The 9777-nt window shown below is 71.6% G+C and carries 11 protein-coding genes; 5 read left to right on the forward strand and 6 right to left on the reverse strand.

Annotation, left to right across the window (positions count from 1 at the left end; all coding sequences use genetic code 11):
* Nucleotides 1–244 (reverse strand): GntR family transcriptional regulator (locus C1I98_RS29070; protein WP_146607686.1); only part of this gene is annotated, 244 nt, incomplete at its 3' end.
* A gap of 94 nt (nt 245–338) precedes the next feature.
* On the opposite strand from C1I98_RS29070, the gene C1I98_RS29075 reads away from it, so the two are divergent.
* The gene (locus C1I98_RS29075; RefSeq protein ID WP_158558222.1) at nt 339–1565 is read left to right on the forward strand and encodes an MFS transporter; all 1227 of its coding nucleotides are present in this window, start codon (nt 339–341) and stop codon (nt 1563–1565) included.
* A 44-nt stretch (nt 1566–1609) separates the two neighbouring features.
* Nucleotides 1610–2293: a GntR family transcriptional regulator gene (locus tag C1I98_RS29080; RefSeq protein WP_111170602.1), complete on the forward strand. Its 684-nt coding sequence runs from the start codon at nt 1610–1612 to the stop codon at nt 2291–2293.
* Between the two features lie 36 nt (nt 2294–2329).
* On the opposite strand, the gene C1I98_RS29085 is transcribed toward C1I98_RS29080, so the two are convergent.
* The 5 genes from C1I98_RS29085 to C1I98_RS29105 all read right to left on the reverse strand — a co-directional run bounded on the left by C1I98_RS29085 (nt 2330) and on the right by C1I98_RS29105 (nt 6354).
* On the reverse strand, nt 2330–2650 hold the full coding sequence (locus C1I98_RS29085) for a hypothetical protein (protein WP_111170596.1): 321 nt from the start codon (nt 2648–2650) through the stop codon (nt 2330–2332).
* Between the two features lie 4 nt (nt 2651–2654).
* A complete protein-coding gene (locus C1I98_RS29090; protein ID WP_199537291.1) occupies nt 2655–3623 on the reverse strand; it encodes a zinc metalloprotease in 969 nt (322 codons plus the stop codon).
* 130 nt (nt 3624–3753) lie between these two features.
* A complete protein-coding gene (locus C1I98_RS29095; RefSeq protein WP_111170598.1) occupies nt 3754–4653 on the reverse strand; it encodes an EamA family transporter in 900 nt (299 codons plus the stop codon).
* A gap of 16 nt (nt 4654–4669) precedes the next feature.
* Nucleotides 4670–5386 carry an ABC transporter permease gene (locus C1I98_RS29100; RefSeq protein ID WP_111170603.1) on the reverse strand — a complete coding sequence of 239 codons (717 nt, stop codon included), beginning with the start codon at nt 5384–5386 and terminating at the stop codon, nt 4670–4672.
* Between the two features lie 59 nt (nt 5387–5445).
* Nucleotides 5446–6354, reverse strand: coding sequence for an ABC transporter ATP-binding protein (locus tag C1I98_RS29105; RefSeq protein ID WP_111170599.1), 909 nt, complete (start codon nt 6352–6354; stop codon nt 5446–5448).
* A gap of 227 nt (nt 6355–6581) precedes the next feature.
* Between C1I98_RS29105 and C1I98_RS29110 the strand changes: the two genes are divergently transcribed.
* From C1I98_RS29110 to sufD, 3 genes are all read left to right on the forward strand, one after another.
* Nucleotides 6582–7280 (forward strand): helix-turn-helix transcriptional regulator, encoded by a 699-nt coding sequence (locus tag C1I98_RS29110; protein ID WP_111170604.1) that lies wholly within the window; start codon nt 6582–6584, stop codon nt 7278–7280.
* Complete coding sequence (gene sufB, locus C1I98_RS29115) at nt 7277–8689, forward strand: Fe-S cluster assembly protein SufB (RefSeq protein WP_111170600.1); 1413 nt, start codon at nt 7277–7279, stop codon at nt 8687–8689. The genes C1I98_RS29110 and sufB overlap by 4 nt, the downstream gene beginning before the upstream one ends.
* Before the next feature lie 2 nt (nt 8690–8691).
* On the forward strand, nt 8692–9777 hold a 1086-nt coding region (gene sufD / locus C1I98_RS29120), incomplete at its 3' end, for a Fe-S cluster assembly protein SufD (RefSeq protein ID WP_111170601.1).

Raw genomic sequence — 9777 nt, forward strand, 5'->3', positions numbered from 1 at the left:
GGATGTGCCGGTCGCTCACGAACGTGCCCGCGCCCGCCCTGGCGACCAGGAAACCCTCCGCCGTCAGCCGTTCATAGGCCACCGAGGCCGTGTTGCGCGACACGTCGAGCCCCCGGGCCAGTGTCCTGGTCGGCGGCAGGCGCTCACCCGGACGCAGCCTGCCGTCCAAAATGGCGTCCTGGATGCCGCGGTAGATGCGCGCCGCCAGGTCGCCGGGCCCGTCCAGGCTGATATGGATGTTCACTATTGGCCCAATCGACTTGGCTTCCATTGGCTCTTATGCCGGCCAATCCCCCCGCTGTTCAATGGTGCCACCATCCGGACAAGGAGCGGCGGTCATGAACCGAATCCTGCCCCCTGCCGGGCCGCCCCGCGTACTGGCCCTGGCGCAACTGGTCAACTCGCTGGGCGATGGTGCCTACTACGCCTGCTCGGCGCTGTTCTTCACCCGGATCGTCGGCCTGTCGCCCACTCAGGTCGGGCTGGGCCTCACGCTCGCGTGGGGGACCGGGATGCTGGCCGGGGTGCCGATGGGGCACCTGGCCGACCGGTGGGGGCCGCGCCGTACGGCGCTGCTGCTCGCCCTGCTCACCGCCGCCGCGCTGAGCGCGTTCCTGGTGGTGCGGTCGTTTCCGGCGTTCCTGGTCGCGGCCTGCGCCTACGCGTGCTGCCAGGCCGGGCTGACCTCGGCCAGGCAGGCCCTGCTGGCCGGGCTGGACCCGGAGGCCACGCCACTGCGCCCGGCGGTGGACGTCCCGGCGGGGCAGCTCCTGCTGATGCCCGCCGCCTGGGGCGGCTACGCGGGGGTGAAGGTCGCCACCGTCGCGCCGGGCAACCCCGAGCGCGGGCTGCCCCGTATCCAGGGCGTCTACCTGCTGCTGGACGGCCGCACCCTCGCCCCGCTGGCGGCCCTCCCCGGCATCGCGCTGACCTCGCTGCGCACCCCCGCGGTCTCGGCGCTGGCCGTGCGCCACCTCGCGCCGCAGGGCGCGGCGTCCCTGCTGGTGTTCGGCACCGGGCCGCAGGCGTGGGGCCATGTGATCGCCCTGCGCGAGGTACGGCCGGTCGAGCGGGTCACCGTGGCGGGCCGGGACCAGGACCGGGCCGCCGCCTTCGCCGGACGCTGCCGGGCGCTCGGCCTGGAGGCCGCGGTGGCCGCCGGGCCGGACCGTACGCGGCGGGCCGTCGCGGAGGCCGATCTGATCGCCTGCTGCACCGGCGCCAGGACCCCGCTGTTCCCGGGCGGACTGGTCAAGGACGACGCGGTCGTCGTCGCGGTCGGCTCACACGAGCCGGCCGCCCGCGAGCTCGACGGCGATCTCATCGCCCGCGCGACCGTGGTCGTGGAGGCGCGCGGGGCGGCGCTCGCCGAGGCGGGAGATCTCATCACCCCACTGAGTGCGGGTATGATCACAGACGGCCACATTGCCGGAAACCTGGCGGACTTGGTCGGTGGCGGTGTTATACCGGGAGCTGGACCGGGCGTTTTCAAGAGTGTCGGTATGGCCTGGGAAGATCTGGTAGTGGCCGCCGCCGCGTACCGGAAGTGGGCGGCCTCGCGGTAGCCGTACGTCATTTCGACCATTCCGACGCGAAGAGAAGGGCACCGATGATGCCTTCGGCGGAAGGCCGGCTCGACCTGCCGGTGGTGGGCGAGCGGCAGAGCCTGCGTGAGCAGGTGGCGCACGCCCTGCGCGTCGCCCTGATCACGGGTGAGATGCGTCCCGGGGTGGTCTACTCCGCGCCGGTGCTCGCGGCGCACTTCGGAGTCTCGGCCACCCCCGTCCGCGAGGCCATGCTCGATCTCGCCAAGGAGGGCCTGGTCGAGGCCGTCCGCAACAAGGGCTTTCGCGTCACCGAGCTGTCCGACCGCGATCTCGACGAGCTGACCCACATCCGCCAGCTCATCGAGGTGCCCACGGTCGCCGGCCTGGCCGATCCGGCGCGGGCGGCGGAGTTCGGACGGCTGCGCCCGCTGGCCGATGAGATCGTCGCCGCCGCCGAGCGCGGCGACCTGCTCGGCTACGTGGCCGCCGACCTGCGCTTCCACGAAGACCTGCTGACCCTGGCGGGCAACGCGCACCTGGTCACCGTGGTCCGCGACCTGCGCAACCGGGCCCGGCTCTACGGCCTTGACCCGTTATCGCGCAAAGGCGTGTTAGCCGAGTCCGCACGGGAGCACGTGTGGATTCTCGACGCGCTGAGCAGGGGCGACTCGGCCGCGGCCGAGACCCTGATGAGACAGCACATCCAGCATGTACGCGGCATCTGGGCCGACCGCCCGGAAGCCTGACCCGCCGTGCGGCCCCCGCCCGCCGCCGGGCGATGCTCAGGGCAGGTCCTTGAGCACCAGACGGCCGGGTTCGGCGGCGACGACCTCCAGCGTGCGGGCCGGCTCGCCCTGATCATCCGGGCGCAGCCTGATCCGCGGGCCCGGCTCGACCGTCCAGTGGCCGCGGGCCCGGGGCGAGCGGTCATCGGCGCCGAGCCGGTGATCGACATAGCTGCCGTCGGGGCGCAGTTCGATCCGATGCCGCCAGCGCGAAGGCGGCAGTGGGTGCCCCCACGGCCGGTAGACCTTCGCGCCGCCGGTGTCCTCTTCGCGCGCGTGCACCCAGTCGCCCGGTAAGCCGGCGGCCGTCGCGTTCATGACATCACGTTCTCATGACCGACTCGGCGACGCCCGCCCACATGCCGTCCAGCACCTTCTTGGCGACGAACGAGGCCCGCACCTGCGACAGCGCCGCGTCCATCCGCTCGGACTGACCGTTGGTGAACATGAACATCGCCCGGTCGTCGGTGTAGTCCATGAAGTTCATGAACATGTCGCCGTTGGGGCCGTTGCCGCAGGTGACCGAGGGGAAGGTGGGCGCGCCGAAGTTGGGGCCCGCCGCGTTGGGGGTGTCGGCCACGAAGTCGTCGCCGGAGCAGGCGTCGCCGTCGTCGCCCCAGATGTGCCGCAGGTTGAGCCAGTGGCCGATCTCGTGCGTCGCGGTGCGGCCCAGGTTGAACGGCGCGGTCGCGGTGCCGGTGTTGCCGAACGCGTGGTAGGCCACCACGACGCCGTCGGTCTCGGCGGGCCCGCCGGGGAACTGCGCGTAGCCCAGCCACGGCACCAGGTTGCACACCCAGAGGTTGAGGTAGCGGTCGGCGGGCCAGGCGTCGGACCCGCCCCGCGAGGAGAACTTGACCGCGTCGTCGTCGCCGAACTGCGCCTGGCCGGTACGGCGGCGCACGATGCCGGAGGTCGGCTGCCCCGCCGGGTCGGTACCGGCCAGCGCGAACTCGATCAGCGTGTCGGCGACGGCGGGCCGGAAGGGCGCGGGGACCTGCGAGACGTCGGGGTTGGCCGCCCGGAAGTCCTGGTTGAGGACGGTGATCTGGCTGGCGATCTGCTCGTCGGAGACGTTGTGCGCCTCTTGCTGGTAGACCACGTGAACGACCACCGGAATGGTCACGACCTCGCGCCGCCGGGGGGCGCGCGCGTTCCTGCGGGCGAACGTGGTGTTCTCGATCGCGGCTCTGGCGATCGCGTAGTCGGGGCGGGTGGCGATCATCTGGTGGTGCACCGGCATCGTGCCGCACCAGTGGTGCGCGGGCCGTCCGCCTTCGGGTGTGGACATCGCGTCTCCTTGGATCACTCGCTGTCCCGGCAATCGTCACCCTCCGCGCTCGGGCGCGCATGAGTAGGCGCATACTCAGGTGGTGAGGATCAGAGATGTCACCTCACGGAGAGTGTCCAAAAGCCGCAGGTCAGGAGGAACGGGTGGCACCCACGCTGGCCACGACCACGCACACGATCGCCGCCCACTCCCGCATCCGCAGGATCTCGCCGAGGACGACGAGCCCGACCAGTGCCGCGGCGGCCGGTTCCAGGCTCATCAGGATCCCGAACACCCGCTTGGGCATGCGGCGCAGAGCCTCCAGCTCGATCGAGTAGGGGATCACCGACGACAGCAGCCCCACGCCCAGTCCGACGAGCAGGAACTCCGGCCGGAGCAGGTCTGTCCCGCCCGAGGCCACCCCGAGCGGGGTGATGAAGACCAGCGAGACGAGCATGGCGAGGGTCAGGCCGCTCATCCCGGGGAAGCGCCGCCCGGTCGCCGCCGACAGCAGGATGTACCCCGCCCAGCAGGCGGCGGCCAGCAGCCCGAAGCCGAGCCCCGCCAGGCTCAGCCCGCCGGTCTGGTCCCAGGGCGCCAGCAGGGCGATCCCGGCCGCCGCCAGCGCCACCCACAGGATGTCCAGGCGACGCCGGGAGGCGGCCACCGCCACGCCCAGCGGGCCGAGGAACTCCACCGCCACCGCGATCCCCATCGGCAGCCGGGCCAGCGCCTCGTAGATGGATAGGTTCATCAGCCCCAGGGTCAGGCCGAAGGCCACGCCCACGCCGAGGTCGCCGCGACTCAGGCCGCGCAGCCGGGGCCGGGCCAGCAGGCCGAGCACGAGCGCGCCGGTGGCGATGCGCAGGAACACCACGCCCGCCGGCGACAGCACCGCGAACAGGTCCTTGGCGAAGCCCGCGCCGACCTGGACCGAGAGGATCGCCAGCAGCACCAGCCCGGAGGGCGGCACGGCGTCGGCGGCGGCGCGCAGCAGACCGCCGCCGCGGCCGAGAAGACCGGGGCGGTAGGGTTCGGCCGGCCCGGTCATCGGGTGTGCGGTCACGTCACTCCCAGCGGAAGGTGCGGGCCGCCAGGCCCAGCGGCAGGACCGCCCACGCGGCCAGTACGGCGAGCGTCCCGGCCGGCAGCGCCGCGCCCGAGGCCAGCACCGCGCGCAGCCCGCCGGTCAGCGCGGAGATCGGCAGCAGCTCCAGCACGCCCCTAACCCCCTCGGGAAAGGCCGTCAGCGGGAACACCACCCCGCCGCAGCCGAGCAGCACCAGGTAGACCAGGTTGGCCCCGGCGAGCGTGGCCTCCGCGCGCAGGGTGCCCGCCATCAGCAGGCCGAGCCCGCTGAAGGCCGCCGTGCCGAGCAGCAGGAGCAGCGCGGCGGCGAACGGCGAGCCCTGCGGACGCCAGCCCAGCCCCAGCGCGACCCCGGCGATCACCACCACCTGGATCGCCTCGACCGCGATCACGGCGGCCGTCTTGGCCAGCATCAGGCCGCCCCGCGACAGCGGGGTCGCGCCCAGCCGCTTGAGCACGCCGTACCTGCGCTCGAAACCGGTGGCGATGGCCTGCCCGGTGAACGCGGTGGACATCACCGCGAGCGCCAGCACGCCGGGGGCCAGGAAGTCGATCCTGCGGGCGGTGGGCAGATCGAGCACCGGCGCGAGCGAGAAGCCCACCAGCAGCAGCACCGGGATGATCAGGGTGAGCAGCAGTTGCTCGCCGTTGCGCAGCATGCCGCGCACCTCGGCGGCGGCCTGCGCGGCGACCATCCGGGACAGCGGCGCGGCCCCCGGCGCGGGGGTGAGGTCGAGCCCCGAACTCGTTGTGGTCACCGCAGCTCCCTGCCGGTCAGTTCGAGGAAGACGTCTTCCAGGGTGCGCCGCTCGATGCTGAGGTCGTCGGCGGTGACGCCCTCGGCGGCGCACCAGGCCGTGACGGTGGCCAGCAGTTCGGGGCCGACCTGGCCCTCGATGATGTAGTGGCCGGCCGGCGACTCCTTGGCGGCGCTGCCCGCGGGCAGCGCCGCCAGCAGCTCGTCCAGGTCGAGGCCGGGCCGGGCGCGGAACCTGAGCTGGCGCTCGGCTCCGGTCAGCGACGCGGGGCTGCCGTTCGCCACCGCGCGGCCATGGTCGATGATCACCACCTGGTCGGCCAGCCGTTCGGCCTCGTCCATGTAGTGGGTGGTGAGCACGACCGACACCCCGGCGGCCCGCAGATCGCGCACGAGATCCCAGCAGGCGTGGCGGGCCTGTGGGTCCAGGCCCGCGGTCGGCTCGTCCAGGAAGACCAGCTCGGGCCGCCCGATGACGGCCGCGGCCAGCGACAGCCGCTGCTGCTGCCCACCCGACAGCCTGCGGTAGGGCGTGCGGCGGTGCTCGGCGAGCCCCAGCAGGCCCAGCAGCGCGTCGGGGTCGAGCGGCCGGGCGGAGAACCGGCTCACCAGGCGCAGCCACTCGCGGGCGGGCATCGCCGGGGGGACGCCGCCCGACTGGAGCATGACGCCGACCCGCGCCCGAAGCTCGCGCCGGGCCGGGTCCAGGCCGAGCACCCGCACGGTGCCGCCGTCGGCCCTGCGAAAGCCCTCACAGATCTCGATCGTGCTGGTCTTGCCGGCGCCGTTGGGGCCGAGGATCGCGGTGACCGCCCCCCGCCGCGCGGTCAGCGTCAAGCCGTCGACGGCGGTCGCGCGGCCGTACCGCTTGACCAGCTCGGCGATTTCGACGGCAGGGGATTCCATGCGCACGAGTGTAGGGAACCGCCGTGGCGGGTCGTGCCCCGGCACACGCGGCGGCGGCCTGGGGAGACGCGTCCGTCATGCGTTCGTGCAGGTTAGGTAAGGCTTACCTGCGTGAGCAATTGCATTGCGTCGGATCCGGCCATCCGTTTGTATGGTGGGAAGGAAATACGTCACACTGATGTTGTGAAATAACGAGCAGACGGTGAGCGGCAATGAGGCAGGCGAGGATGCAGCATGTGGAGGCGGGCGCGGAGCAGAGCACGCGTGCGCGTGTCGCCCGACTCATCCTGGAGCACGGCCCGATCGCGGCGGCGGCGCTCGGCGAGCGCCTGGGGCTGACGCCCGCGGCGGTCCGGCGTCACCTGGACGCGCTGCTCACCGACGGCATGATAGAGCCTCGCACGGCCCGCACCCGCGTCCAGCGCGGGCGTGGGCGGCCGGCCAGGATGTTCGCGATAACCGACGCCGGGCGCAGTGCCTTCGAGCACGCCTACGACGACCTGGCCGGCAGCGCGCTGCGGTTCCTGGCGCAACGGCAGGGCGAGGACGCCGTGGGAGACTTCGCCAGGTCACAGATGGCGGCCCTGGTGGAGCGGCTGGCGCCCGCGATGCGCGAGGTGCCCGCCGACCAGCGGGTCCGCGTGCTGGCCGAGGCGCTGTCGGCAGAGGGCTACGCCGCGTCGGCCAGTAAGCCACGGGTCGGCGGCGAGCAGCTCTGCCAGCACCACTGCCCGGTGTCGCACGTCGCGGCGGCGTTCCCTCAGCTCTGCGAGGCGGAGACGGAGGCGTTCGCGGAACTGCTCGGCACCCCGGTGCAGCGGCTGGCCACGATCGCCCACGGCGACGGCGTGTGCACCACGCATGTGAGTCCGCCGCAATTGAGCGAAGCCATGAACAGGAACAAGAGCAAGGAGTCCGGAAGGTGACTGTCACCGACCGCCCGGAGCTGGAAGGCCTCGGGAATTACAAGTTCGGCTGGGCCGACTCCGACACCGCGGGAGCCGCGGCGCGCCGCGGCCTGTCCGAGGAGGTCGTCCGCAACATCTCCGCGCTCAAGAGCGAGCCGGAATGGATGCTGGACCTTCGGCTGAAGGCGCTCCGGCTGTTCGGCAGGAAGCCGATGCCGACCTGGGGCTCCGACCTGACCGGCATCGACTTCGACAATATCAAGTACTTCGTGCGTTCCACGGAGAAGCAGGCCACCACCTGGGACGAGCTGCCCGCCGACATCAAGTCGACCTACGACAGGCTGGGCATCCCCGAGGCGGAGAAGCAGCGCCTCATCGCGGGCGTCGCCGCCCAGTACGAGTCGGAGGTCGTCTACCACAAGATCCGCGAGGACCTTGAGGAGAAGGGCGTCATCTTCCTCGACACCGACACCGGCCTGCGCGAGCACCCCGAGCTGTTCAAGGAGTACTTCGGCTCGGTGATCCCGATCGGCGACAACAAGTTCGCCGCGCTCAACTCCTCGGTGTGGTCCGGCGGCTCCTTCATCTACGTGCCGCCGAACGTCGAGGTCGAGATCCCGCTGCAGGCCTACTTCCGGATCAACACCGAGAACATGGGCCAGTTCGAGCGGACCCTGATCATCGTGGACGAGAACAGCTACGTCCACTACGTCGAGGGCTGTACCGCGCCTATCTACTCCAGCGACTCGCTGCACTCGGCGGTCGTGGAGATCATCGTGAAGAAGAACGCCCGCTGCCGTTACACGACCATCCAGAACTGGTCGAACAACGTCTACAACCTGGTCACCAAGCGCGCCGTCGCCTACGAGGGCGCAACCATGGAGTGGATCGACGGCAACATCGGCTCCAAGGTCACGATGAAGTACCCCGCGGTCTACCTGATGGGCGAGCACGCCAAGGGCGAGACCCTGTCGGTCGCCTTCGCCGGTGAGGGACAGCACCAGGACGCCGGGGCCAAGATGGTCCACCTCGCCCCCAAGACCTCCTCGACCATCGTGTCGAAGTCGGTCGCGCGCGGCGGCGGGCGCACCTCCTACCGCGGTCTGGTCCAGATCGAGGAGGGCGCGGCCGGCAGCGCCTCCACCGTCAAGTGCGACGCGCTGCTGGTCGACCAGATCAGCCGCTCCGACACCTACCCCTACGTCGACGTCCGCGAGGACGACGTGTCCATGGGACACGAGGCCACGGTCTCCAAGGTGTCGGAAGACCAGCTCTTCTACCTGATGAGCCGGGGGCTGGGCGAGGACGAGGCGATGGCGATGATCGTGCGCGGGTTCGTCGAGCCGATCGCGCGCGAGCTGCCGATGGAGTACGCCTTGGAGCTCAACCGGCTGATCGAGCTGCAGATGGAAGGAGCGGTGGGCTGACCATGGGTCTGAGCACCAAGCCGCTTTCGACGCTGCACCAGAAGGCGTCGTTCGACCTCGCCGACTTCGAGGTGCCGTCCGGCCGCGAGGAAGGGTGGCGGTTCACGCCGCTGGCGCGGCTGTCCGGCCTACACGACGGCACGGCGAAGGCCACCGGCCACGTCGTGGTCGAGGTGGAGGCCGCGCCCGAGGTGACCGTCGAGACGGTGGGCCGTGACGACGCCAGGCTCGGGCAGGTCTACGTGCCGCGCGACCGGGTGAGCGCCCAGGCGTACGCGTCGTTCGAGAAGGCCACGGTCCTCACCGTTCCCGGCGGGGCGGTGGCCTCCGCGCCCACCGTGCTGACCCTGCGCGGCCAGGGCGGCGGCGCGGCCTACGGCCACGTCCTGGTCAGGGTCGAGCCGCTGGGCGAGGCCGTGGTCGTGCTCGACCACAGGGGCAGCGCGACCTACGCCGACAACGTGGAGTTCGCGGTCGGCGACGGCGCCACCCTGAAGGTCGTGAGCCTCCAGGACTGGGACGACGACGCCGTGCACGTCTCCCACCACCACGCCGAGCTGGGCCGCGACGCCACGTTCCGCAGCTTCGTGGTGACGCTCGGGGGCGACCTGGTGCGCCTGTCGCCCAGCGTCTCCTACACCGGGCCCGGCGGCGACGCCGACCTGGTCGGCCTGTACTTCGCCGACGAGGGCCAGCACCTGGAGCACCGCCTGCTGGTCGACCACAGCGTGCCCAACTGCCGCAGCAACGTGCTCTACAAGGGCGCGCTGCAGGGCGACTCCGCGCACGCGGTGTGGATCGGCGACGTGATCATCCGGGTCGAGGCCGAGGGCACCGACACCTACGAGTACAACCGCAACCTGATCCTCACCGACGGCGCCCGCGCCGACTCGGTGCCCAACCTGGAGATCCTCACCGGCGAGGTCGCCGGAGCGGGCCACGCGTCCGCCTCCGGCCGCCTCGACGACGAGCACATCTTCTACCTGCAGGCCAGGGGCATCCCCTTCGAGGAGGCCCGTCGCCTGGTCATCAGGGGCTTCTTCGGCCAGCTCATCGAGCGCATCGAGGTCGAGGAGATCAGGGAGCGG

It is taken from the genome of Spongiactinospora gelatinilytica, from assembly GCF_003236385.1.
Taxonomy (GTDB): Bacteria; Actinomycetota; Actinomycetes; order Streptosporangiales; family Streptosporangiaceae; genus Spongiactinospora; species Spongiactinospora gelatinilytica.

Coding starts and splice junctions, on each gene's coding strand:
- C1I98_RS29075 (WP_158558222.1), top strand. CDS start 339: ATGAACCGAATCCTGCCCCCTGCCGGGCCGCCCCGCGTACTGGCCCTG.
- C1I98_RS29080 (WP_111170602.1), top strand. CDS start 1,610: ATGATGCCTTCGGCGGAAGGCCGGCTCGACCTGCCGGTGGTGGGCGAG.
- C1I98_RS29085 (WP_111170596.1), bottom strand. CDS start 2,650: ATGAACGCGACGGCCGCCGGCTTACCGGGCGACTGGGTGCACGCGCGC.
- C1I98_RS29090 (WP_199537291.1), bottom strand. CDS start 3,623: ATGTCCACACCCGAAGGCGGACGGCCCGCGCACCACTGGTGCGGCACG.
- C1I98_RS29095 (WP_111170598.1), bottom strand. CDS start 4,653: ATGACCGGGCCGGCCGAACCCTACCGCCCCGGTCTTCTCGGCCGCGGC.
- C1I98_RS29100 (WP_111170603.1), bottom strand. CDS start 5,386: ATGGTCGCCGCGCAGGCCGCCGCCGAGGTGCGCGGCATGCTGCGCAAC.
- C1I98_RS29105 (WP_111170599.1), bottom strand. CDS start 6,354: ATGGAATCCCCTGCCGTCGAAATCGCCGAGCTGGTCAAGCGGTACGGC.
- C1I98_RS29110 (WP_111170604.1), top strand. CDS start 6,582: ATGCAGCATGTGGAGGCGGGCGCGGAGCAGAGCACGCGTGCGCGTGTC.